At 67.9% G+C, this 22,811-nt stretch carries 25 protein-coding genes and 1 pseudogene; 13 read left to right on the plus strand and 13 right to left on the minus strand.

Features of this window, described 5'->3' with window-relative positions:
• Window positions 1-79: 79 nt before the first annotated feature.
• Entirely contained in the window at window positions 80-1,516 is a 1,437-nt protein-coding gene (locus ACZ6QQ_RS28105; protein ID WP_465880355.1) for an acyl-CoA synthetase, read from the minus strand.
• A gap of 79 nt (window positions 1,517-1,595) precedes the next feature.
• Entirely contained in the window at window positions 1,596-3,212 is a 1,617-nt protein-coding gene (locus ACZ6QQ_RS28110) for an ADP-ribosyltransferase domain-containing protein (RefSeq protein ID WP_465880356.1), read from the minus strand.
• A gap of 172 nt (window positions 3,213-3,384) precedes the next feature.
• Between ACZ6QQ_RS28110 and ACZ6QQ_RS28115 the strand changes: the two genes are divergently transcribed.
• The gene (locus ACZ6QQ_RS28115) at window positions 3,385-4,053 is read left to right on the plus strand and encodes a macro domain-containing protein (RefSeq protein ID WP_465880357.1); all 669 of its coding nucleotides are present in this window, start codon (window positions 3,385-3,387) and stop codon (window positions 4,051-4,053) included.
• A 32-nt stretch (window positions 4,054-4,085) separates the two neighbouring features.
• Here the strand turns inward: ACZ6QQ_RS28115 and ACZ6QQ_RS28120 are convergent, their stop codons facing one another.
• Complete coding sequence (locus ACZ6QQ_RS28120; RefSeq protein ID WP_465880358.1) at window positions 4,086-4,952, minus strand: SDR family oxidoreductase; 867 nt, start codon at window positions 4,950-4,952, stop codon at window positions 4,086-4,088.
• A 441-nt stretch (window positions 4,953-5,393) separates the two neighbouring features.
• Here ACZ6QQ_RS28120 and ACZ6QQ_RS28125 point away from each other — a divergent pair, with 441 nt between their 5' ends.
• Window positions 5,394-5,615, plus strand: coding sequence for an SIP domain-containing protein (locus ACZ6QQ_RS28125; protein ID WP_465880359.1), 222 nt, complete (start codon window positions 5,394-5,396; stop codon window positions 5,613-5,615).
• 38 nt (window positions 5,616-5,653) lie between these two features.
• Here the strand turns inward: ACZ6QQ_RS28125 and ACZ6QQ_RS28130 are convergent, their stop codons facing one another.
• The gene (locus ACZ6QQ_RS28130) at window positions 5,654-6,562 is read right to left on the minus strand and encodes an aminoglycoside phosphotransferase family protein (RefSeq protein WP_465880361.1); all 909 of its coding nucleotides are present in this window, start codon (window positions 6,560-6,562) and stop codon (window positions 5,654-5,656) included.
• 283 nt (window positions 6,563-6,845) lie between these two features.
• Between ACZ6QQ_RS28130 and ACZ6QQ_RS28135 the strand changes: the two genes are divergently transcribed.
• Window positions 6,846-10,187 carry a glycosyl hydrolase family 95 catalytic domain-containing protein gene (locus tag ACZ6QQ_RS28135; protein ID WP_465880362.1) on the plus strand — a complete coding sequence of 1,114 codons (3,342 nt, stop codon included), beginning with the start codon at window positions 6,846-6,848 and terminating at the stop codon, window positions 10,185-10,187.
• A 313-nt stretch (window positions 10,188-10,500) separates the two neighbouring features.
• Here the strand turns inward: ACZ6QQ_RS28135 and ACZ6QQ_RS28140 are convergent, their stop codons facing one another.
• On the minus strand, window positions 10,501-11,412 hold the full coding sequence (locus ACZ6QQ_RS28140) for an AraC-like ligand-binding domain-containing protein (protein WP_465880363.1): 912 nt from the start codon (window positions 11,410-11,412) through the stop codon (window positions 10,501-10,503).
• Window positions 11,413-11,788: 376 nt separating this feature from the next.
• Window positions 11,789-12,013: pseudogene (locus ACZ6QQ_RS28145) on the minus strand (transposase family protein); the annotation flags it as partial.
• Window positions 12,014-12,428: 415 nt separating this feature from the next.
• On the opposite strand from ACZ6QQ_RS28145, the gene ACZ6QQ_RS28150 reads away from it, so the two are divergent.
• On the plus strand, window positions 12,429-12,626 hold the full coding sequence (locus tag ACZ6QQ_RS28150; protein ID WP_465880364.1) for a hypothetical protein: 198 nt from the start codon (window positions 12,429-12,431) through the stop codon (window positions 12,624-12,626).
• Window positions 12,627-12,739: 113 nt separating this feature from the next.
• Window positions 12,740-13,216, plus strand: coding sequence for a hypothetical protein (locus ACZ6QQ_RS28155; protein ID WP_465880366.1), 477 nt, complete (start codon window positions 12,740-12,742; stop codon window positions 13,214-13,216).
• Window positions 13,217-13,565: 349 nt separating this feature from the next.
• Here the strand turns inward: ACZ6QQ_RS28155 and ACZ6QQ_RS28160 are convergent, their stop codons facing one another.
• From ACZ6QQ_RS28160 to ACZ6QQ_RS28180, 5 genes are all read right to left on the minus strand, one after another.
• The gene (locus ACZ6QQ_RS28160; protein ID WP_465880367.1) at window positions 13,566-13,748 is read right to left on the minus strand and encodes a DUF397 domain-containing protein; all 183 of its coding nucleotides are present in this window, start codon (window positions 13,746-13,748) and stop codon (window positions 13,566-13,568) included.
• A 132-nt stretch (window positions 13,749-13,880) separates the two neighbouring features.
• Complete coding sequence (locus ACZ6QQ_RS28165; RefSeq protein WP_465880368.1) at window positions 13,881-14,213, minus strand: DUF5753 domain-containing protein; 333 nt, start codon at window positions 14,211-14,213, stop codon at window positions 13,881-13,883.
• An 89-nt stretch (window positions 14,214-14,302) separates the two neighbouring features.
• Window positions 14,303-14,836, minus strand: coding sequence for a GNAT family N-acetyltransferase (locus tag ACZ6QQ_RS28170; RefSeq protein WP_465880369.1), 534 nt, complete (start codon window positions 14,834-14,836; stop codon window positions 14,303-14,305).
• 54 nt (window positions 14,837-14,890) lie between these two features.
• Complete coding sequence (locus tag ACZ6QQ_RS28175) at window positions 14,891-15,256, minus strand: hypothetical protein (protein WP_465880370.1); 366 nt, start codon at window positions 15,254-15,256, stop codon at window positions 14,891-14,893.
• Window positions 15,256-15,996, minus strand: a complete 741-nt coding sequence (locus ACZ6QQ_RS28180; protein WP_465880371.1) for a GntR family transcriptional regulator — start codon at window positions 15,994-15,996, stop codon at window positions 15,256-15,258. The genes ACZ6QQ_RS28175 and ACZ6QQ_RS28180 overlap by 1 nt, the downstream gene beginning before the upstream one ends.
• 965 nt (window positions 15,997-16,961) lie before the next feature.
• Here ACZ6QQ_RS28180 and ACZ6QQ_RS28185 point away from each other — a divergent pair.
• The 5 genes from ACZ6QQ_RS28185 to ACZ6QQ_RS28205 all read left to right on the plus strand — a co-directional run bounded on the left by ACZ6QQ_RS28185 (window position 16,962) and on the right by ACZ6QQ_RS28205 (window position 18,765).
• Complete coding sequence (locus ACZ6QQ_RS28185) at window positions 16,962-17,351, plus strand: hypothetical protein (protein WP_465880373.1); 390 nt, start codon at window positions 16,962-16,964, stop codon at window positions 17,349-17,351.
• A gap of 130 nt (window positions 17,352-17,481) precedes the next feature.
• On the plus strand, window positions 17,482-17,673 hold the full coding sequence (locus ACZ6QQ_RS28190; protein ID WP_465880374.1) for a hypothetical protein: 192 nt from the start codon (window positions 17,482-17,484) through the stop codon (window positions 17,671-17,673).
• 23 nt (window positions 17,674-17,696) lie between these two features.
• Window positions 17,697-17,948, plus strand: coding sequence for a hypothetical protein (locus ACZ6QQ_RS28195; protein ID WP_465880375.1), 252 nt, complete (start codon window positions 17,697-17,699; stop codon window positions 17,946-17,948).
• Window positions 17,949-18,235: 287 nt separating this feature from the next.
• Window positions 18,236-18,472, plus strand: coding sequence for a hypothetical protein (locus tag ACZ6QQ_RS28200; RefSeq protein ID WP_465880377.1), 237 nt, complete (start codon window positions 18,236-18,238; stop codon window positions 18,470-18,472).
• 11 nt (window positions 18,473-18,483) lie between these two features.
• A complete protein-coding gene (locus ACZ6QQ_RS28205; protein ID WP_465880378.1) occupies window positions 18,484-18,765 on the plus strand; it encodes a hypothetical protein in 282 nt (93 codons plus the stop codon).
• A 242-nt stretch (window positions 18,766-19,007) separates the two neighbouring features.
• Here the strand turns inward: ACZ6QQ_RS28205 and ACZ6QQ_RS28210 are convergent, their stop codons facing one another.
• On the minus strand, window positions 19,008-19,877 hold the full coding sequence (locus ACZ6QQ_RS28210) for a ribosome-inactivating family protein (protein ID WP_465880380.1): 870 nt from the start codon (window positions 19,875-19,877) through the stop codon (window positions 19,008-19,010).
• A 167-nt stretch (window positions 19,878-20,044) separates the two neighbouring features.
• Between ACZ6QQ_RS28210 and ACZ6QQ_RS28215 the strand changes: the two genes are divergently transcribed.
• Complete coding sequence (locus ACZ6QQ_RS28215) at window positions 20,045-20,173, plus strand: hypothetical protein (RefSeq protein ID WP_465880381.1); 129 nt, start codon at window positions 20,045-20,047, stop codon at window positions 20,171-20,173.
• A gap of 335 nt (window positions 20,174-20,508) precedes the next feature.
• On the opposite strand, the gene ACZ6QQ_RS28220 is transcribed toward ACZ6QQ_RS28215, so the two are convergent.
• Window positions 20,509-21,135, minus strand: a complete 627-nt coding sequence (locus ACZ6QQ_RS28220) for a TetR/AcrR family transcriptional regulator C-terminal domain-containing protein (protein ID WP_465880382.1) — start codon at window positions 21,133-21,135, stop codon at window positions 20,509-20,511.
• Between the two features lie 77 nt (window positions 21,136-21,212).
• On the opposite strand from ACZ6QQ_RS28220, the gene ACZ6QQ_RS28225 reads away from it, so the two are divergent.
• Entirely contained in the window at window positions 21,213-22,115 is a 903-nt protein-coding gene (locus tag ACZ6QQ_RS28225; protein ID WP_465880384.1) for an alpha/beta hydrolase, read from the plus strand.
• Window positions 22,102-22,779 (plus strand): maleylpyruvate isomerase family mycothiol-dependent enzyme, encoded by a 678-nt coding sequence (locus ACZ6QQ_RS28230; protein ID WP_465880386.1) that lies wholly within the window; start codon window positions 22,102-22,104, stop codon window positions 22,777-22,779. Before ACZ6QQ_RS28225 ends, ACZ6QQ_RS28230 begins: the two co-directional genes overlap by 14 nt.
• Window positions 22,780-22,811 lie beyond the last annotated feature (32 nt).

A 22,811-nucleotide genomic window follows, 5' to 3' on the forward strand; every position in this document is an offset into this window, starting at 1 on the left:
GGTGGACAGCCGGTAACCATGCTAGAAACGCTTTCCCGTACGACCGGCGGCAGGTTCGCCACCGTCCGCGCGATCCCGGTCAGCTCGTGCCGAGCAGCTTCTTGGCGACCTTGCCCATGGCGTTGCGGGGCAACCGGTCCACCAGGTGCACCTGACGCGGACGCTTGTGCACGGACAACCGCCCGGCCACGAAGTCGATGAGCTGCTGCCCGTTCACCCCGTCCGCGACCACGTACGCGGTGACCTGCTCGCCGAGGTCGGCGTGCGGGGTGCCGACCACCGCCGCCTCGGCGACCGCCGGGTGCGCCAGCAGGGCATCCTCCACCTCGCCGGCACCGATCCGGTAACCGCCGCTCTTGATCAGGTCAGTGGAGGCCCGGCCGACGATCCGGTGCCACCCGTCCGGCCCGATCACCGCCACGTCCCCGGTGGCGAACCAGCCGTCTGCGGTGACCTGCGGTTCCGGTTTCCCGTCGCGCAGGTAGCCGTCGAACAGGGTCGCCCCGCTGACCTGGAGCTCGCCGATGGACTCGCCGTCGGGCGGCAGGATCGTGCCGTTGTCGTCGACGAGCCGGGTCCGTACGCCGGTGACCGGCAGGCCGACCTGACCGGGTCGCCGTTCACCGGCCGCCCGACCACTGACGGTGATCAGGGTTTCGGTCATCCCGTACCGCTCCAGCGGCGGTTGCCCGGCGAGGGCGGCGAGCCGGTGGAAGACCGGCACCGGCAGGGCGGCACTGCCGGAGACCAGGAGTCGGGCCCGGCGCAGGGCCTTAGCGGCGGTCTCGTCGGCGCTGACCCGGGACCAGACCGTCGGTACGCCGAAGTAGAGGCTGCCCCCGGCTGCCGCGTACGCCTGTGGGGTGGGTCGACCGGTGTGGACCAGCCGGGAGCCGAGCCGCAGCGGCCCGAGCACCCCGAGCACCAGCCCGTGTACGTGGAACAGCGGCAGCCCGTGCACCAGCGTGTCGTCCGGGGTCCACTGCCAGGCGTCGGCGAGCGCGTCAAGGTCGGCGGCGATCGCGGCCCGGCTGATCAGGGCGCCCTTCGGCGGGCCGGTGGTGCCGCTGGTGTAGAGCACCAGCGCGGTCGACTCCGGCGGCGGCTCCGGGTGGCGGGTGTGCGACCGGGTGATCCGTCCGATCGGCAGCACCGCCGGACGGGGTGCCCCGGCGGGCAGGGCACCCCGCCCGCCGGTGGTCAGGCTGTCGAGCAGGTCGGGTTGTTCGGCGAGGACCAGGTCGGCGCGCGAGTCGCGGAGCAGGTGGACGAGTTCGTCGGGGCCGGAGTCCGGCGGCAGCGGCACCACCGGCACCCCGGCGATCAGCCCGGCGAGGACGCCGACGACGGTTTCGACGGTCGGGGTGGCGTGCACCGCGACCGCTCCCGCGCCGTGGAGGTCGTCGGCGACGGCGGTGGCCCAGCCGACCAGGTCGTGCCGGGCCAGCGTGCGCCCGGCGACGACCAGCGCGTCGGAGTCGTCGGATGTTTCCGTGAGCAGGTTGTCCAGCAGCACCGGCAATGTCTCCTCGCCGCGTCGCCTGGCGGTGGCCCGGACAGTCTCCCACGCTCCGACACCTCCCGGCGGCGACCGGTCAGGCCACCAGGCGCTCGTTGGCCAACTCGGTCAGCCGCACGGTGCACAGCCCCCCGCGCTCCGAGATCACCTCGGTCACCTTGAGCTGCGTGCCGGGGACGAGCAGGAACTCCTCCTCACCGGTGAACGCGGAGTAGCGGCGGATGCCGACTGCCCGGTCGGGCTGCACCTCGAAGAGGGTTCGCCGGCCCCGGTAGCCGAGGAACGCCTGGGCGACGCTGAGCTTCGACGTACAGGAGGAGACGCCCCACCAGGTCACGGTCCGGCCGACCGGATACTGCGACCGCAGGTCCAGTGACACCCCGCGCCACAGTGGCTCGATCCGGGCCGGCAGCCGGTCCAGGGCGGAGAAGAGCAGCCGCAGGTACGGCAGGTACGGCACCACCTGACTCCGGTCGGGGTGACGCAGGGTGGCGTTGATCTGCCGGTAGAAGGCCGACTCGCAGGTGTAGAGGTACACGGCGGCGGCCTCGTCGGCGGAGAGGCCCGCGTCGCCGGACTCGGTCTGCGTGGTGCCGAACCGGTGTGACTGCTCCACGTGCCAGTCGAGCCCGGAGAGCAGCTTGGCCACCGGGGCGACCGCCTCGCGGAAGTCCATCAGCGGCGTGTCGAACACGCCGGTGATCGCCGGCAGGACCAGGCCCTCGTCCTTGACGCTGGCGAGTCGTTCGAGGTAGAGCTGGTGCAGCTCCATCGTCGAGGTGATGAACGCGCCCATCCGGTCGGCCGTGTCCGCCGGCACCCCGCCGGTCCGGGCGGTGTTCGTGCTCCATCCCTTGCTCGGCAGCCAGTCGATCTCGTCGGCGCCGAGCCCGGCGAGCGCCGCGTTCACCATGGCGAAGTGGTCGTTGTCGCAGAAGATGTCGCCCTGTGCCGCCGGGTTGGGGTGGTCGATGTGCCGGACCCGCACGTCCGGGTACTTCTTCTCCAGCCGGAGCACGAGGCTTTTCAGGGTGCGGGCGTGCGCGCCCCACCAGGCGAAGACCACGCCCCGGTCGGCTTCGTCGGCGTTCTGCTTGGCCTTGAGGATCTCCTCGACGAGCCGTTCGACGACCGGCCGCCAGAACGCGGTGTGCTGGTCGGTGGCCATCGCACCGTCGCTGCTCGCGGTCAGTGCCGCGTTGAGCAGCAGTACGCCCTGGGTGAGCATCGCCTGGAACCACTCCGGCGGCTGCACGGTGTCGTGCTGCTTCAACAGCGCGCGGATGTCGGCGATCGGGGTCTTCTTCGGGATGTCGTACTTCCACATCGCCGCCGCCTTGATGATGCAGCGGATGCTGACCACCCGGCCGAACTGGCTGTCCGACCAGTTGTGGAAGGTGTTGTCGAACATCGCGATGCCGGTGGCGCTCTCCGGTCTCGGGTACGGGTTCTGACCGAAGACGACGACCTTCCATTTCTCCGGCGGGTGTGGCTTGAGTGCCTGGAAGGTCAGCTCCCGGACCGGTACGACGCTCGGGCCGCGCCCCGGACCGATGAACGTCGCCGCGGCCGGCTGCGCCTCGATGACCGGCTTCAACAGCGGCAACCAGGGCTCGCCGCCGTTGGTGAAGAGTTCGGCGAGCGCCAGCGGGTCGTCCGGGCCCGGCGTGGTGGGGGCGGTCGGGTCGCTCATGGTGTGCTCCGGGATCGGCGGGCCGTGCCGGCTGTGGCACGGGCGGCGGTCGAGGGGATGTCCGACGGACACCGAGAAGGTAGAGCACACCACCGACCAAACGGGACTGTCGCAGTGGCTTGGTAGCTTCCGTGGCCGCTGGAAGTTCCCTTGCCGCAACAGGAGTGAAGCCATGACTGCCGAACAGGCGAAGCCGCTGCTCAACGTGGTGCTGACGGACGTCAACACGAGGGTGGTGCAGGCGTGGCGGGCCGCGTTCGCCGACACCCCCGAGGTACGGATCAGCCGGGGATCGATCCTGAACCAGCAGGTCGACGCCTGGGTCAGCCCGACCAACTCGCTGGGGCGGATGGACGGCGGGGTCGACGCGGCGATCCGCCGGCACCTTGGCGCCGGCATCCAGCTCCGGGTGCAGCGGGCGATCCGGGACCAGTTCGGCGGTGTGCTGCCGGTCGGCAGTGCCGTCTGCGTACCGTCCGGGGCGGAGAACCCGACGTTCCTGATCTCGACGCCGACCATGGTGCAGTCGGCGGAGAACGTCAGTGAGACGCTGAACGTCGCGCTGGCCTGCGCCGCCGCGTTCCAGGCCATCCACCTCCAGAACCAACGGACGCCGGGCAGCATCTCCTCGGTGGCGCTGGTCGGGATGGGTGCGGCGACCGGCGAGGTGCCGCCCCGGGTCTGCGCCAACCTGATGTGGACCGGCTACACACTCTTCCAGGACCACCGGTTCGACAACTACGACGACCTGCGGCAGACCATCCACGAGCAGCTCGGCGACATCGAGAGCCGGCCCGAGCAGGAGCGGGTACGGGTCAGGCCGCCGACGCGTCGGCGCTGACGAGCTGCGGGGCCGGGGTTGATCGGACGCGCTCACCGGAAGTCCGCGGCGTGGTCGTGCGCCCACTGCGCGAACGTCCGCGCTGGGCGCCCGGTCACCTGCTCCGCCGTGGGTAGTGATTCGAGGGGACCGAGGTCCAGATCGTTGATCGATGCCGGGTCGGACTCGTCGCCGGAGTAGGTCTCGAAGCCGAGCAGGAAGTCGGCGTTGTCCGCGGCGAAGCCGCCCTGCCGCCGGTAGATCTCCCGCGCCTGCTCGGGGGTCACCACCTCCAGCCGGATGTCACGACCGAGCGCCGCCGCGATGGCACCCGCCTGGTCGCGCCGGTTGATCAGTTCCGGCCCGTTCAGGTCGTACGCCCTGCCGTGGTGCCGGTCCTCCAGGAGCGCGGCGGCGGCGACGTCGGCGATGTCGCACTCGTGCACCGGACACCACGCCACGTCGGGGAAGGGTTCGCGGACGATGCTCTCGGTCCGGATCGACGGTCCCCACAGCCAGAGCTTGTTGAGCATGAACTCACCCGGCCGTACGTGGGTCCACTCCAGACCGGATTCCTCCACCGCCTGCTCCACGGGGAGGTGGAAGTCGGTGTCGTAGCCGCCGGTGACCGCACCGGAGGAGAGGACCACGATCCGCCGTACGCCGGCCCGCTTCGCCAGTCCGACCACCTCCCGTGCGGTCTTGGCGACCGGAAAGAGGTACATGCGGTCGACGTGCTCCAGGGCGGTCGTCAACGTCTGTGGCTCGTCGAGGTCGCCGCGAACCACCTCGACACCGTCGGGAAAGTGGGCCGCCTGAGGGGTTCGGGTCAGTACGCGTACCCGCTCGCCCTCCTCGACCAGTCGCGCGACCACCAGGCGGCCCACGTTTCCGGTGGCACCGGTCACCAGGATCGTCACGGATTCCTCCTCTGCCTCGAAGGTGCCCCATCCTCACCCGCGAACCGGTGCCCCGACAAACGCGAACAACGTGTTCATGTTCGCTCTGACCTGCGGAAACTGTTTCCGGCAACGGAGCCGGACCGGGGTGATTCATTGCCCTGAGCCACTGCCGAATCGCAGGTGAGCGGCTCGTGGGTAGCGGCTGCTGGAGGCGGCGAAAAATTGCCGGACCGAATCAGGGCGGCGGCGGCATGAGGGCAGCGATCCCTCCCACACGTGCGGGCACTCCTCGAACGGCAACGAGCAGGACATCGCGTGCTCCACGACCTGCTCCGCAACCGCCCCACCCGGCCCCCTCCAGCACGCCCAGACCTGCTCGCGATCTAGGGCAAATACGTGTTAGTGAATCTCCAATCACACGTATTTGCCCTAGATCAACGGGGTGGCTGACGCTGCCCCGTGCCGAGGAGTTCCGGGGGGTCCGGGGGGGGTGGGGCGGACGGGCTCGTCGCCGCCGTGCGCGCGCTCGACCTTCCCGCCGAGCCCGGTACGGCCTACCTCGCGGGTGCGGCCCGCGCCTGCCAGGCGGTACGCCGTCACCTCGTCGCCGAACGCGGCTGGCCCCGTACGGCGGTGGTCGTCAAACCGTTCTGGACGCCCCGCAAACGCGGCCTCGGCTGACGCTCGACGGCGCCCGGAACAAGCGCATCGCCCCGTTCCTAGAGTCGGGGCAGGAGTTGCCGGGCGACGTCGAGGGCCCGCCCGCCGCCTGCGGTGCCGCCCTCGGCGTCCCACACCTCGGAGAGCATGCAGAGCGCGAATCCCCAGGCCACGACCCGTTCCACCGGCATCGCCAGGCCGTCGGCGAGCTGTTCGATCCGGGCCGGGACGAGCCTGAGCAGGTTGTCGTCGCGGCGGTCCGGGTCCGGGTTGTAGAGCCACGCGCCGATCTCGGAGCCGGGGTCGCCGACGACGCCGTGCGGGTCGATGGCGAGCCACGGTTCCCGGTCGGCCCGCAGGATGTTGTCGTGGTGCAGGTCGCCGTGGAGTACGACCCTTTCGGTGGCGCTGGCGCACAGCTCGTCGAAGAGCCGCCCGGCCCGCTCGACCAGGCTCCGGGGCAGCACCCGGTCGTCCGGATACCGCCGCAGGTGGGCGGCGAACGCCTCACCCCGACTGACCAGTTCGGGCAGCGCGCAGTCGGCCGGCGCGGGTTGGTGCAGTCGCCGGGTCAGCGCGACGAAGACGGCCGTCGCCTCCTCGTCCCGATCGGGTACGAACACCCGGGCCGGCTCCCCCGGTGTGGCCTGTTCCAGCAGCAGCGCTCCCCGTTCCGGGTCGCGGTCGAGCAGGCGTACGGCACCCCGGCCGGCGAAGCAGGTCAGCGCCGCCGCCTCGTCGAAGAGGTGGTCGGATCCGGGCACCCCGAGTTTCAGTACGGCAGCCGACCCGTCACCGCGCCGGACCGGGGCGACCCAGTTGAAACTCAGGGTGTACGGGTCGCCGACGTCGAGGTCCCAGTCGTGGGCGACGGCCGTGACCAGTGACGGCAGCTCGCCGAGCCAGCGCTGCCCGTCGTCACCCCACACTTCGGTGACGTTGCGCCGGAAGACGGACGGGATGGTCATTTCGCGGAACATGCCGCGAATCCTGCCACCGGTTGCGGGTGTCCGGAGTGACGTCGAGTGTGGACCTTACCGATCGGGTCGGGGTGGGTCTTGTTTCCTCGATGTTCAATCCGTAACCTGCCGATTAAACATCCGATGCCTGTCGGGCACCTTACTGTCATTAGTCCGCTTTTATCCACCAAGACATGCGCACCACCACCATGTACCTCGGATGATTCCGGAGACCCCGTTGACACTCCACCCCCGAAGAAGAAGACTTCTCCCCCGTACGATGCTCGCTGGCGTGCTTGCCGCGGCGGTTGCCGTACCCGTGCCCGCCTTTGCCGGGCCGACGCCGCTCGCGGCCCCCGACACCGCGCCGCTCGCGGCCGGCGCCGACCCGCTGACCCTCTGGTACGACGAACCCGCCGCCGACTGGGAAACCCAGGCGCTGCCGATCGGTAACGGCGCGCTCGGCGGCATGGTCTTCGGCCGGGTCGCGAACGAGACCGTGCAGTTCAACGAGAAGACCCTGTGGACCGGCGGACCGGGCGCGCCCGGTTACAACTTCGGCAACTGGACCTCGCCCCGGCCGAACGCGATCGCCGACATCCAGGCCCTGATCAACCAGAACGGGCGCATCTCCCCGCAGGAGGTGGCGAACAAGCTCGGCCAGCCGAAGAGCAGCTTCGGCTCCTACCAGAGCTTCGGTGACCTGTCGCTGCGGCTGACCGAGGACCCGGGCACGGTCCAGGAATATCGTCGCGAGCTGAACATCGGCACCGCCGTCGCCAAGGTCTCCTACGTCGACGAGGGTGTCCGCTACACCCGCGAGTATTTCGCCAGCAACCCGGACAACGTGCTGGTGGTCAAGCTCAGCGCCGACCAGCCCGGCAAGGTCGGCTTCACCGCCGGCGTGACCGCGGCGAACAACCGCTCGAAGACGACCACCGCCGCCGGCGGCCGGATCACCTTCTCGGGCACCCTGAACGACAACAAGCTCAAGTACGAGTCGCAGATCCAGGTCAACAACGACGGCGGCACGCGTACCGACGGCACCGACGGCACGGTCACCGTGGCCGGCGCCAACTCGGCCACCCTGGTTCTCGCCGCCGGCACCGACTACGCCGGGGTCTACCCGACCTACCGGGGCACCGACCCGCACGCGGCGGTCACCGGCCGGGTCGACACCGCGTCGGCGAAGTCGTACGCGGATCTGCTCGCCGCCCACCAGGCCGACTACAAGGCCCTCTTCGACCGGGTCAACCTCGACCTCGGCCAGGTGATGCCGAACATCCCGACCGACGACCTGCTGCGCAACTACGACAAGGGCAACGCGGCGGCGGACCGGGCGTTGGAGAGCCTCTTCTTCCAGTACGGCCGCTACCTGCTCGTCGCCTCGTCGCGCGGCGGCTCGCTGCCGGCGAACCTCCAGGGCGTGTGGAACAACTCCACCAACCCGCCGTGGGACGCCGACTACCACGTCAACATCAACCTCCAGATGAACTACTGGCCGGCGGAGGTCACCAACCTCTCCGAGACCACCGCCCCGCTGTTCGACTACGTCGACTCGATGGTGGCACCGGGCAAGGTCACCGCCCAGCAGATCTACGGCAACCGGGGCTGGGTGGTCAACAACGAGACCAACCCGTGGGGCTTCACCGGCCTGCACAACTACCCGCAGTCGTTCTGGTTCCCGGAGGCGGGCGCCTGGCTGGCGCAGTCGTACTGGGATCACTACGAGTTCACCAAGGACGAAAAATTCCTGCGTGAGCGGGCGTACCCGATGATGAAGGAGCTGGCCCAGTTCTGGATGGACGAGCTGATCGTCGACCCGCGCGACGGCAAGCTGGTCGTCTCCCCCAGCTACTCGCCGGAGAACGGTGACTTCACCGCCGGTGCGTCGATGTCGCAGCAGATCGTCTGGGACCTGTTCACCAACACGATCGAGGCGGCCGGCATCGTCGGCGGCGACGGCACCTTCCGCAACGAGGTCAAGGCCACCCTGGCGAACCTCGACCCGGGCATCCGGGTCGGCTCGTGGGGTCAGCTCCAGGAGTGGAAGCTCGACCTGGACAGCCCGACCGACACCCACCGGCACGTGTCGCACCTGTTCGCCCTGCACCCGGGCTCGCAGATCTCGCCGACCAAGAACCCGGAGATCGCCGAGGCCGCCAAGGTCTCGCTGACCGCCCGTGGCGACGGTGGCACCGGCTGGAGCAAGGCCTGGAAAATCAACTTCTGGGCCCGGCTGCTCGACGGCGACCACTCGCACAAGATGCTGAGCGAGCAGCTCAAGGGCAGCACCCTCGCCAACCTGTGGGACACCCACCCGCCGTTCCAGATCGACGGCAACTTCGGTGCCACCTCCGGCATGGCCGAGATGCTGTTGCAGAGCCAAACCGGTGAGATCCAGGTCCTGCCGGCGCTGCCGAGCAAGTGGGCCAACGGCTCCGTCACCGGCCTGCGGGCCCAGGGCGACAACACCGTGGACGTACGCTGGTCCGGCGGTGCCGCCGACGAGATCAAGGTGACCACCGGCCGCGCCGGCAAGGTCAGCCTGCGCAACTCGATGTTCACCGGCCCGTACACCCTGGTGGACGCGGCCAGCGGACGGAAGATCACCACCACCGGTGGCGGCGAGAAGATCACGTTCGACGCCGTCAAGGGTCACACCTACATCGCGACCGCCCAGGTCGACCTGGCGATCACCGCCCCGGAAACCCTGGAGGTCGGCCAGACCGCGCAGGTCACGGTCGCGGTCAAGGCTTCGGGTACGGCCACCGTGCCAGCCTCGACGGTCAAGCTCGCCGTGCCGGAGGGCTGGACCGTACGCCCCGGCCAGATCGCCACGCCGAAGCTCCGCCCCGGTGACCAGCAGGCCTACGCCTTCACGGTCGCCCCGACTCGGGAGGCCGAGGCGGGCCCGAACCGGATCGAAGCACGACTGATCAACGATGACTGGCGGGCCACCGCCAGCACCACGATCGCCCTGCCGGTTCCGCCGCCGTGCGACGTGCCGAACCAGACCCGCCCGCTCGTCGCCTGGGACCCGACCTCGGGTGACACCATCGCGGACCGCTCCCCCAACGGGCGTACCGCGACGGTCCAGACCGGAGCCGGGTACGTCGCCGCCGGCCCCACCGGCAGCGCGCTGGCGCTCAACGGCACCCGTTACCTGCGTACGACCCCGACCACCCTGGGATACCTGAACACGGCCACGTTCGCGGCCGAGGTGAAGGTGACGACGACCGGCAGCTACCGCCGACTGTTCGACTTCCAGCCGGGCGGCAACCCCGGCACCGACGGGGTGCTGATCGACCTGACGCCGAGCAACCAGGTCCGCTTCATCGGCGCCGGCAACGGCGTGACCACCACGGCGACGCTGCCCACCGGCCGGTTCCTCGACCTGGTCATCACTATGGCCGACGACGGTGCGATCACGGTCTACGTCGACGGCCAGGTGGCCGGCACGGCGAAGGTCCCGGACGGCGGCATCATCGGCTGCGCCACCCGTGAGCTGCGATTCGCCGCAGACCAGGACGGCGGCCAGCGACTGACCGGTGAACTCGACCGGGTAGCCATCTTCCCGACGGCACTCCCCGCTGACCAGGTGGTCGGCTGGCAGGCCCGCGCCTTCGGCTAACCACCCCAGCACCACCAGCAGTACGCACACAGGGCTCCTGCCGACTCCCGTACCGGGAGCCGGCAGGAGCCCTCAGCCGTTCGCCGATGGATCCAGCAGTTCGAGACGCGAGACCAACTACGGCCAAGGAATCTCCAGGAGACCGGCAGCGGCAGCAGCACCGGCAGCCTTGGCCAGAAAGTCGCGCACCGACGCCCCAAGAGTCTCAACGATGGCCGGACGCGGACTTTGGCTTTCTAGTTTGCGACTCATCACCGCAAGATCACGCTCTACTTGCACCGAGGCCTGCCGAAGAACCCAGCAGGGGCTCGGCTCACTGCTGAATCCTTGGTTGTGCGTGCCGGCTACGGAAGTCTCGCGGCGGGATGCCGTACGCGGAACGGAAGATGCGACTGAAAACTGCGGCATCGGTGAAGCCCCACCGACCGGCGATCTCGTGGATCGGAGTGCCCAGCAGAGCGGGGTCGGTGAGGTCGCGGCGGGTCCGCTCCAGGCGCTGCTGGCGAATCCACGCGGCGACAGTGACCTCCTCCGTCTCGAACAGCCGGTGCAGGTAGCTGACGGAGACGTGGTGCGCGGCCGCGATGCCGCCAGGGGTCAGGTCCGGGTCTTGGAGGTGTTGCTGGATGAACGCCCGAATCCGCAGGATCAGGGCTCGGCGGTGTGTGTCCGGGGGAAGTGCCCGTTCGGCGTCGAGCGTGTGGGCGAGCAGCGCCGACACCAGGTCGACCAGGACCGCACCCAGGCGAGGTCCGTCGGCGGGGCGGTAGGTGTCGGCCTCCTGGCTCAGTCGGGTGGCGAGTCCCAGCACCAGCGCCCCGAGCCCGCGCTCGCCCGGCAACCGCCGGGCCAGGAGCTTTTCCACCTCACGCTCGGGCAGCGGTAACAGGGACTTGGGGATCTCGATCCCGATCGCGTTGACGGGTCGGTCGCCGACCAGGTGACAGTCGAGGGCCCGGGACATGTCGACGACGTACAGGTCGTGTCGGCGGTGTAGGGCATGCTCGCCGGCCTGGGTGACGTCGATCGCCCCGTCGAGGACGAGCGAGAGGTGGTACAGCTCGGGGGCAGACTGCCGGACCAGTCTCGGGGTGCGCCGGAACTGCATCGGCTGAACCGTCGTGGGCCACACCTGAGTGGCGCCGAGTGGCAGGATGCGCGCCTGCGCACGGAAGTCGGCCGCGTGGTCGCTGGTCATCTTCATCGGGGCCATCAAGTGACTCATTCGTTCACACCAGAGCCCGAACCGGTCGACCCTGGGAACATCTTCGGTCCGGAACACGGTTGTATCGACCACCATCAGCCCCCGTCGCCGATCCTTGTACTGTTCCATGCCTATCACAACATTGACGACTGTCCCCGCAAAATTTGACCGTTGGACGCATTGCCGACTCGCCCCGGGTGGCCAACAGGGCCCCGGCAACGTCGTGATGGTGTCTGACTTGTAAGGCTTGGAGTAGAAGCATCGACGGCGCTCATCCAGGCGTCGAGGTCCTTGCCGCGACGGCCGCCGAGCAGGTCGGCGAACTCGATCTCGGCGTGAAGATCAAATGCACTGAAGGTTCCCGAGTAACGGTCTGCAACTTTGTGTAGTAGCCCCTTCAGGTGGTTCGCCCATGCTCGTTGTGAAGGATGACCAGGACAGCGGCGACGATGTCTCCGATCTTCCAGGGACACAGGCTGACGTTGCGGAGTGCTTTGAAGGTCATCTTGAGCAGGCTTTTCCCGCGTTCACCGATCGCGCGTAGCCGGTTGTGGGCGTGGTTGAACTGCTGTTGGAAATCGGTGAGCTGCCCGTTGGGCGGGGTCTTGAACACGATGACGATGACCCGCCACTAGACGACGAGTGGATCAGTTTCCGCCACTTGGCGCGGTCATGTCCATGTCTTCGCCACCTCCTCGAATAGATCGACGGACTGCCTGCACGGAACGGCGACCGGATGCTCTCCCGGGTCATGCTCGGGCGAGTGCCGTGAACACAACGTTGGCCGTGGCTAGATCAGGCAGCCGTCGTGGTGGCCAACGGCAGCCCTCGACACGCCTGAGCCTGCACATAGTTGCCCCGACACCGCAGGGCCCAGGGAAGGCAGCGAGCAACCCGCCCGGAAGACTGCCGTTGACTCCCGGCGCCCGACGAGTAGACGGATTGTCAAGAGACTGTGCAGTCCTCGCCAACGACACCGAATCCTACGCATGACAAAGTGAAACTCAGTCACCACGACGTCTACCAGGAGGACGAACATGCACACGCGACGCATCGTCACAATCGGCGCCATCGCCGCAGCACTTCTATCCGGAATCGCTGCCCCCGTCGTCGCCGACAACCACGTTTCCGAGACGCGCCCGGCCCTCGCCGACCATCACGTTTCCGAGACGCGCCCGACCCTCAACGACCACCACATCTCGCTCCTGCCGCCGCGCTCGCACCCTCGGCCGTAGGTTGGCCGTCGCGCGGGCTAAACGATATCTTGTGGATCAGGTTTCCGTTTCGTCAAGTAGCTGTCGACGGGTGTCAACGACATCCGGACGGCAGCCGGGCACCCTGGAAACGGATGGCGCACAAGACGATTGACGGTGGTGATGCCAGAGGAGGGAGGACAAGAGCAGGACGACTCGAAGCCGAGGAGAAACCAATCGTTGCCACGATCCTTGGTGGCTCCGCAAAATCGGACAGGAAAAGCTCGGTGCGCAAGATAACCACGCTTCTCACCGTCGCGGCGACGACCGCCCTGGCTCTCGCCATGGTCGCCGTACCCGCCCACGCCAATGGAACCCCCGGTGGCCGACACTGCGTCGGAGACCTCACCAGCGGTGTCGTGAGCTGCCACGACACCTTCACCCAGGCAGTTCTGGATGCCACCGACGGACACGTCACGAACGCCCCGGCCGATGCCAGGGCAGCCCTGGCCAGCCAGGAATTGGCCCAAGAACTGAATTCCATGGTGAAGCCGGACGGCTCACCCGTCGCCGGAGTGGGGACCTCCCGGACGTGGACGTGCAGCAGCCGAACCTGGGGAACTGGGGGTTGAACGACACGATCTCCTCTCACTCGGGCTTCTCCAACTGCGAGGGGAACTTCTACGAGCATCCGGAATTCGCCGGGTCGTCCACCGGATACCACACCATCCAGGCAACGATGGGACCGATGGACGACGCGGCATCCTCGGTGCGTTGGCGATAAGCGCCCGGTCCGAGACGGTCCGCCGCTGCCCGTTACCTTTTGAACGTCCCCAGCCGGAAACTACTCGGTCGCCCGGCCCGGCATGATTTACTGCCCCTGTCGTACGCATGATCCGGGGGTGTTGTCGCCGGGTCGGGTGACGTCGGCGGACCGCTGATAGGGACCGGGCCGCCCAGGACGTAGATCAAGATTCAGAATCAGCGGAACTCGCCGCGCTTGATACCTTCGGTGAACTCGCGCCAAGTGAATTTACTGAATGCAAGCACTTGGCCACCGACGTTTTTGCTGTCGCGCACGCGAATAAGCTCCGGGAGATCATCCGCGACCTCCACGCAGTCGCCCGATGAACCCGAACGCGTGCTCTTGCGCCACACTGCCATGCCGGCCCCCTACATCGCCAACTCCTCGGCGATCTTACGCAGGGCTTCTCGGGTGGCGACAGCGCCCAGCGCTTGAGCCTGGAGCTGTTCGTGTGCCGCCCGGTACGCCTAGACCTCCCGGTCATGGTCCATCTAGAGGGCGCCCGTCGAGGTATCGACGTACACCATGCTGTCGTCGGTCGCGTCAGGGTACGGTGCGGGCAGAGCCGGGAAATCGAGAATGACGAAGCTGCCGTCGTACCCGACACCTGCCGGGTAGGGCAGTAGCTGGATCTGGATGTTGCTCTTGCGGCTCATCTCCAGTAGGTGTGCGATCTGACCACGAATCACTTCGGCACCGCCGACGAGCCGGCGTACAGCAGCCTCATCAACGACCATCCGGAGCATTGGCGGCGCGTCGCTCGTCAGGATGGCCTGGCGATCCAGCCGCAGGGACACCTGACGTTCCACCTCCTCATCACGCATCGGAACGCCTTGGCTTCCTCATCCCGCTCTCCTGATATTCGGCCCGCTGCCGCAACCCGGCGACATCCTCCTGATTCAATCCGTTCCCTCTACCTGTCACGCGACGGCAGGAGGAGAGCCAGAAGATGCATCGCCGGTCCCCACGGCAGCGCTGTTCTGCCGACATCGCGCCACCCTGCACGTTCATACATGCTCCGCGCCGCTGATCGTGGATCAGACGCCAGGATCGCCCAGGACTCCGGCCGTCCGTCGATCAGGCGTTGGATGAGTTCTGCACCCACACCTTGACCCCTCCTACTTGGGTGGACGATCCACTCCATGAGCGCAAACTTGTCGGAATCCAGGAGGTTCGGTGGCGGCTCCCGGTCGGCGCTGGACCACCAGGTCCCCGCTGGCATTGTCCATCCGTAGGCGGCCCCGAAGACCGATTCGTCCTCGACTGCGACCACCAGCTCGAAGCCAGGCCGCGACAGCTCCTCCGGCAACTTGGATCGAAACACGTCCACCTGCTCGGGGCCTTCCTCGTACGGCGCCTCGGAATAAACGGTCGCGTAGAGGTCTGCTACCCCTTCAAACCACAGAGCGGCCGACTGCCCGGTGAGCTGTATATACGAGATCGACATGAGCAGTGCTTTCAGCTCGGATGGGGTCAAAACGGCGATCGAGTCCCGAGCGATTTAGCGTGAGTACACGCTCCACAGGCCCATCGGCTCATCCGTACGGATCTCGTAGATGGTTCCCGCATTCAAGGTCAGCTCCCCATCGACCAGGGGGAGCCGACCAACATGCTGGGCGTCCTGTGCATCGACAAGGCGGTATTCGTGTCGGCCGAACAGATCGTTGTGGACTCGCCAGCCGGTGCCGTCGTGCTCTAGGCGGTACGTCTCGCCCCGGAGCATCCAGTGACGGAAGATCCCGTCGTTACGCAGGGGCACCCCGGTCGGCTGGTACATAATGCGCGCGGCCATGTCGGTCCGGTATGCGGAGTCGTAGACCGGAACTTCTTCGACCGCCAGCACGCCCAGCATCGTTTGCGTAGCCATCACGCCGTCCCTTCGTAGATGATCTCGTTGCGGTCGCCGGGTAGTGCGGTAACCGACACCGCGACGACCTTGCCGTCTTCGGCCCTGCGGATCCTGGTGTGTTCGGTGACCGCGACGCCGGGGTCGAGCCCGAACAGGTCAAGCTCGGCGGCTGTGGGTGGCCGGGACCTGAGTGTGTCGCGCCAGGTCGTCCAACCATGACCAGCCGCTTCCAGGATCGCATATGTGCCGGGCAGCACGTCGGCCGGAAGCTCGATCGCTGTTCCGGCTACAAGGGAGCGCGGGTAGTAGCTGTCCGAAGTTGTGTGCAACTGCCGGTCGACGTACCGCAGTCGTCGGCGAACGGTCACCGGCTCACCCTCGGGTACTTCGAGGAAGTCCGCGATGCGGCCGGAGGCGAGGATCGTCTCGGTGGTGATCACCTCGTTCGGTTCGCGTCCCTGCGCTCGGATCCCGTTAGACCAGGTGTCGGCCGGCGACCTGTCGATGCGAGTGTTCCGCTCCGGCTCGGAGGCCACCCAGTCCAAGGTTCGCTGGTCGCGAGTGGACCACCCTTGACCCTGGGTCGAGACGATCAGTCCTTCCCGGGCAAGGGTTTGCAGGGCAGTCCTGACGGTTTGTCGGGAGACCTTGTAGCGCTTGGTGAGGTCGTGTTCGCTGGGCAGCTTCTGCCCGGCCGACATCTGGACAACATCGCGCCGCAGGTCGTCTGCGACGCGGCTGAACAGGGTCACGGTCATCAGAGCTTCCGATCCGGTCGTCCTGTACGAACAACAATACGTACGGTGATGGCCTTGTGGCTGCGCTCACACCAATCCTAACCTCAAGTTACGTCCTGTCCGACAAGTTGTCACGGCGGACAGGACGCGAAGGGGTGTCGGATTCTCGGCCATCAGCAACGATCCCACTCGGTCGCGACGCCCCTACCCAGTCCGGACACGGCGAACTGGCGCACCCCATTGCGCCAGTTCGCCGTGTCCACCGGAGCGGGTGCGGCGGTCGGTGAGGGGAAGCATGTCCCGGCCGCCGTGCCTCCATCGCAAGGAGGCGAACGGGTGGCGAACGAACAGAACCAGCAGGTTGGCCAGGGGCAACAGTGCCCGCTGAGTCACGTCGGACAACAGGTGTCGGCCGACATGCGCGGACGGTCCTGAGTGGGCAGGTGGCGGTGGTTCAGCGGACCGTGCGAGCCGGAGGACGACGGGATCGGTCCCGCGACGCAGTATCCGGAGCGCGCCGGTTACCAGCACCGACACCACGGTCCGACCTCGGCGCCGAGCGCGCCGCAGGACGTGCAGCCGGAATCGCCACTGAATGCCGAGGACATGACGCTCGCGCGGCTGCGTAGCAACCGAGGTTGCCGGTTCCGTCTCGGGTACGGGCGCCGGTCATGACTACGCCCGCTGGGCTGCCAAAAGTGCCGGTCGGGACCGTACTTCGGCTTGAGTCGGGCGAGTGGTCGCATTGCCGCGATCTGCCGGCGAGCGCACGGGTCGATGTCGTCGTGGCGCGGGTTCACCTGGACCGCGTGCACGTTCGGTCGGACGAGGTGTGGGTGACCGGGCACGCCCCGGGGTGCGCGTGGGAGCCGTCCGACTGCACGACTCCGTGCATCGAACTTCTGGTACGGGTGGCCGCGATCGTCCGTGAGCTTGGCCGCGCGATGAGCAGCGAAAACAGAGGTCGGGACAGAGGAGGAGCAGAGGTGAGTACGCATAATCCGGTGCCGCGTACGTGGGTGTGCTCGGGGTGTGGTGGGGACTGGCCGTGTGCGAGTCGGCGGCGGGAGCTGCGGGCCGAGTTCGCGGGCAGTCGGGTGTCGCTCGGGCTCTACCTGGGTCAGTACTTCGTCGTCGCGGCCGAGGACCTGCGGCACGTGCCGAGCGGCTGGCTGCACAACCGCTTCGTCGGCTGGATCCGCACCGACGAGCAGGCGGCGCCGTACACCTCGGTTGATGTTCTTGTCAGCACGTATGACCTGGCCAGGGCCCACTCCCCCGACCCCGACGGACGCTGCCCCACCTGCGGCGAGCACGCCGAGTGCTGGGTCCGCATCTCCCCCGAACCACCGGGCCTACTCGTCCCGCTCCCCTGATGTTCGGACCGCTGCCCCGCCCCGGCATGTGTCGCTTGCGCTTCTACCTCCTCGGAGGTCGAGGTTCGGCTGGACCGGGAGGGTCCAGCTCCGGCGCTCGGGGTGCTCTCGATAAGAAGGAGGTATCGCGATGTTCCTGGTTCGCCGTTGGTGGGGCTGTGTCTGGCCGTGGTCCCTCGGGGCTGCCGCACCGCAGCCACTCGTCTGGTCATCGTCCACCTTTGCCCGCTCGTCGCGGGTCGGTGAGTCGACGGCGGACCTGGGGCCGGTGCTCACGTTCGGGCAGCGCTCGGGCTACCGCGCCTCGGAACGGCGGCCGTGATGATCGGTAGTGCGCTCGTACGGGTGGGTGATGTCATCAACGCCGAGGCGGGTGACTACCGCCGGAGCGAGGTTCCCGCGTACGAGGACAGCATGGGTGATCTCCATCTGCGGGTGACGCACGTGGCGATGGACGCCGGGGCGTACGACACCGAGTGGGTGACCGTACGCGGCGTCGAGAAGCCGATGGGGAAGCCCGAGCTGCCCGAGGCGGAATACGCGATCCGTCGCCGTGTCCTGGCGGACATCGAGCGGCCCGTACCGAGGACGGCCTGACCGATGAGTGGGGAACTGAGCATCGACACGTTGGCGTGGATCGCTCGCGCGGAGGTGAAGCGCCACCGCCGAGGACCCCTCTGGCGGCCGGTCTGCCTGCACTGCACCCACTACGGATTGGCCCGTACATGGATCGCGCGATCGAGTTCCTCCAGGCCCTTCCGAAGGTCGCGGGCACCGATACGCGGGCCGACGCCGGAGACGGTGAAAGGGATAGGGAGTCGTGAGTAGACAGGATGCCGTTGACGAGGGCACGGGCGGAGCCCCCACCTTTGTGATCGGGATCGGTGCCCGTCGTGGTTGAGCCGGACCGGTCGGCGCTGACGAAGGTGACGGTCAACCTGGTGCCGCGCGCGGTCGACGCGCTCGGCTCCGCGTGCACCCGCACACGGGACACGAAAACGGACACGATCAACCGGGCGTTGGTCGTCTTCGACCTGGTCCTCGACCTGATGGAACGGGGCGGGGGAACCCTCACCGTACGAAACCCCGACCGCAGCACCGAGCGGGTGCACCTGCTGTGAACGGAGAGAGCGTGGAACACGACCCAGACGATGGCGACCCGATGGGCGCCCCGCACCGACCGGGTGATGACTGGCACTGCAAGGACGACGCCGAGGAATGGCCCTGCCAGGTGTTCCGCCGCCGGATGTGGTCCCTCTACCGGGGAAACCAGCCCCGGCTCGCCGAGGTGATGGGCGGCTTCCGCGACAAGGCAACGGCGGCCCTGCCCGACCTGTCCCCCGAACAGGCCGAAGCCCGCTTCGTCGGCTGGGTCCACGACCCATCGGTCCGCCGCCGACTGCGGGCGGTTTAGACGTCCCGCGACGACCTGACCACCCGCTGGCCGTCGCGCTCGCGATTCGGCACCAAGTGAGCACGCCGCCGCAGCGAAGACAGAGGTCGGGACAGAGGAGGAGCAGGGCTGAGTACGCATGATCCGGTGGCACGTACACCGGCATCAGCGGGGCGCGGTTGCGCCCCGCTGACAAAGCCGGCTCCCCCGCTGCCGGCTTGAGCATCCTGCCGCTGCTTGCCGACGTCCGGCGAAGATCCCGGTTACTTGGTGCTCGGGTTCCGGATCATCAGGTAGTGGAGCACTTCCACGAGGCCCGCCACGGTGTAGAAGTATCGTCCGAGCAGGTACACCGGCGCGGTTGTGGGGTTGTCGACGATGTCCAGAACCCAGTCCGAGAGGCGAGCCCAGTTATTCTCAAGCTCACGGTTTGTGGTGCCGAGGCCGATATCGCCCCGATCCCGGATGCGGTAATAGACAAAGTTCTCGATCGCGCCGAAGCGGGCCGCCTCTGCCACAGCACCGATCAGGCGAATCATCTCCTGAGCGAGATGGGTCCGCTGTTCGTTGCTTCCGTTCAACTGGGCCGGCATGCCTTCGAGAGTGTAAATCGCATCGTTCAGATGTTTCGCCGTGTAGCGCATGTCCTCGCGGTACGAACCGCCTGGAGTCGTCGCGTAGTTGCCAGTCCATGGCAGCCGTGGCGGCTGAGGGATCCGCAAGATGCCGGCGGCCGCGTTCACCGCGGGATCGTTGAAGAATCGGTGTCCAACCTGTCCGTCGGCAGTACGGGCCCAGAATCCAATGACGTACAGGCTTCGGGCCCAGAGGTAGATCGACAGGTTGTGGGCTCCGTTGCGTCTGACCCGGACCTCGATCACCCGCTGGCCCCGGTCCGTCGTCTCACCGACCCGATTCACGAGATCGTGACCCGCGATGCGGCGCAGGTTGGTGATCATGTTGACGTAGGCTTGCGCCGCCATCTGGCGGCCGTAGTTCGTGTCGTCGTCAAGGTCGGACACGTCCCAGTCGATGATCGTGTGCGGGCTCGATGGGTCGGCTTTCGCAGCCGACGGGTGTACCGCTACGAGGAACGCCGCCATGGTCACCAAGGAGGCGATCCAGGCGAGCACACCTCGCGCATACGTATTTCGCATCTCCGGGTCACACCTCTCCGTCGACGGCGGTGACAACGCACCTGTCGGACACCGTGCCCGACGCGCCGCCGAATCGGAGAGATCGTGTCATGTCACTCTGGACGGATAGTTTATTCGTCGTTCAGTACTTGTTCAGTCCATCGATGGCGACCGAAAGCTCGAAGCGGCGCGGCATGCACCCGTACACCGATGTTTTCACCCGGCTGAGCCGGCTGCCCGTCGTCACCATCGCCTCGGTGCGCGGACAGGTCCGGGGCGCGGCGGACGAGTGAGTAGTCGACGTACATCTGATCGTCGCCGGGGCTGTCAAAGGCGGTCGGCAGTGCTGCCACGTTCTGCTGGCCACCGCGAGGCTGAGCTGATGCGCTTAGGTAACGGTAGGTGACGCCCTCGTCGATGCGGTCGCTGCGCAGTGGCGCACGCTCATGTCGAGATGAGGGCACTGGATCATGGGCGGATCGGTCGAGTGGCGCTTCGCCGGGCAGGTTGGGTAACGGGATCTTCGGTAACCGTGACAACGGCGCACATGGATGCCCCGGCTCGGCTGGGCGAGGATCGTTCGGCACAGGTCGTGATCGTTCGACCCGGGCTCTGCACGTAAGGTCTCTCATGCTGCCGCTATGCCAGCCACGAGCATCTCCAAGCCGCGTGTGAAGTCGGCTTCCGGGGTAGATGTCCGGCTGACGTGCGAAAGCGCCTCGATGTGGGGGAAGTCTCGCCCGGCGAGTGCGCCGATGCGGGCAGCGGTGTCTTGCGCCGTTGGCTCGGGTGGGGTGAGAGGGCCGGCGAGTTCGGCCTGGGCGCTGCCCATGATGAGGCCGAGGACGGCGCGGAACGCCGCGAGCAGGTCCCGGTCGCTGAGCCCCGCGCGGTGCAGCGCGGCGATGAGAGCCTCGGCCGGGGCGAAGCCGGCCGCAGAGGTGGACCGGCGGGTGAGCACGAGCGGTATGGCGGCCGGGTGTGCGCGTACCGCCCGCCAGGTCGCGGTGGCGATCTGGACGGTGTCGTGCCGCCAGTGGGATGTGGGCTGCGGTAGGTCGACGGCGGAGATCACGGCGTCCACGACCAGTTCCTCCAGGCCTTCCCGGTCTCGGACGTAGTTGTAGAGCGTCATCGGTCCGGTGCCCAGCGCCGTCGCCAATGACCGCATGTTGAGGGCTGCCAGACCGTCGCGATCGACGAGGCGTAACGCCTCGGACCGGATGTCGTCGAGCGTATAGCGTGCGCGGACCATCACACCTCCTTGACACGTACGTTGTACGTATGCAAGCGTACCTTACACGTACAACGTACGCGTAAGAGGAGGAGTCAATGACCGCCACCCTGGAAACCTCGCCGACTGCGTTCACCGTCGACGACACCCGCTGCGCAGCCTGGATCACGCTGCCCAACCGGCCTGGACCGCACCCGGCCGTCGTGCTCGTACACGGCCTCGGCGCCACCCACGACATGATGCTCAGCCAGTACGAACACCACTTCGCCGCCGCGGGAATCGCCACCCTCGCCTTCGACTACCGGCACACCGGAGCCTCCGGCGGATCACCCCGGCAGCGCATCAGCATGCGCCGCCACCGCGCCGACGTGCACGGCGCGCTCGACTACCTGCGTGCACGCGACGACATCGACGCCAACCGAATCGGCCTGTGGGGCACCAGCCTCGGGGCGATGCACGCGCTACGCGTCGCCGCCGCCCGCCACGACCTGGCCGCGGTGGTCGTGCAGTGCCCCATCGTGTACGGGCCGGCCGCCGCCGCCCGATCCGGACCACGCGCGGTGGCCCGGCTCAGCCCCGCGATCCTCGCCGACGCGGCGCGGTTCCTGCTCGGCCGGGAACGACGGTACGTACCGATCGTCGCCGCGCCCGGAGCCACCGCCGTCGTCACCGTCCCCGGCGCACTCGACGGCTGGAACTCGACCACCCCAGCAGGCGCCATCTTCGACAACCGAATCGCCGCCGCCAACGCGATCGGCCTGGCCACGGTGACCGCGACCCGCCACGCCCGCCACATCACCGCACCGCTGCTCGTCTGCGTCTCGGACAACGAAACGCTGATGGACCCGCGCCACGCCGAACTCGTCGCCGCACGGGCACCCCGCGGCATCGCCCGCCACTATGCCGCCGACCACTTCGAGGTCTACCACCCGCCGATGCTCGCCACCGTGCTGGCCGACCAGACTCGTTTCCTGATGGAGCACCTAAATGTCGACCAGTGACCTGCGCCGCCGCAACGACGAACGCTTCGCCGCCCTCGCGGCCGGGCTCACCGACCGCGAGTGGGAACAGCCCAGCCGCTGCGACGGCTGGACGAACCACGACGTTCTCGCCCACCTCGTGATAGGCCTGACCATCCCATTACACCAGGTGCTCACGGCGATGGCCCGCCACGGCGGATCCTTCAACCGGGCCAACGCCACGCTCGCCCGCGAACTGGCCGCGAGCACCACACCGGCCGAACTACTGGCCGAGTTCACCCAAGCCAGCCGCAAACCCCGTGGCATCGGTCGTCTCTTCCCGCCCCGGCTCCTGCTCGGCGACCACGTCATCCACGAACTCGACATCACCACCGCGCTGCACCGCGAACCAGCCATCCCGCCCGACGTCCTCGCCGCCGTACTCAACACCGAGGTACACATACCAAACCCGTTCATCCCAGCCCGCGCCCGCGCCGCCGGCCTACACCTGCACGCCGACGACATCCCCTGGGAGCACACCCGAGGAGCGGGCCAGCCACCCACCGTGATCGCCTCCGCCGCCGACCTCGCCTCGGCCCTGGCCGGACGGCAGGAGGCACTCACGCGTTGCCACGGCGACGGACTCCCCGTCCTACGCCAGCGGGTGCGACACCGCCGCCCGACCCCACCAAGGTCCCGCCACTGAGCAACGGGCCAGCCCCTGACCGGTGCGAAGTC

This window comes from Micromonospora sp. NPDC049529, from assembly GCF_055586685.1.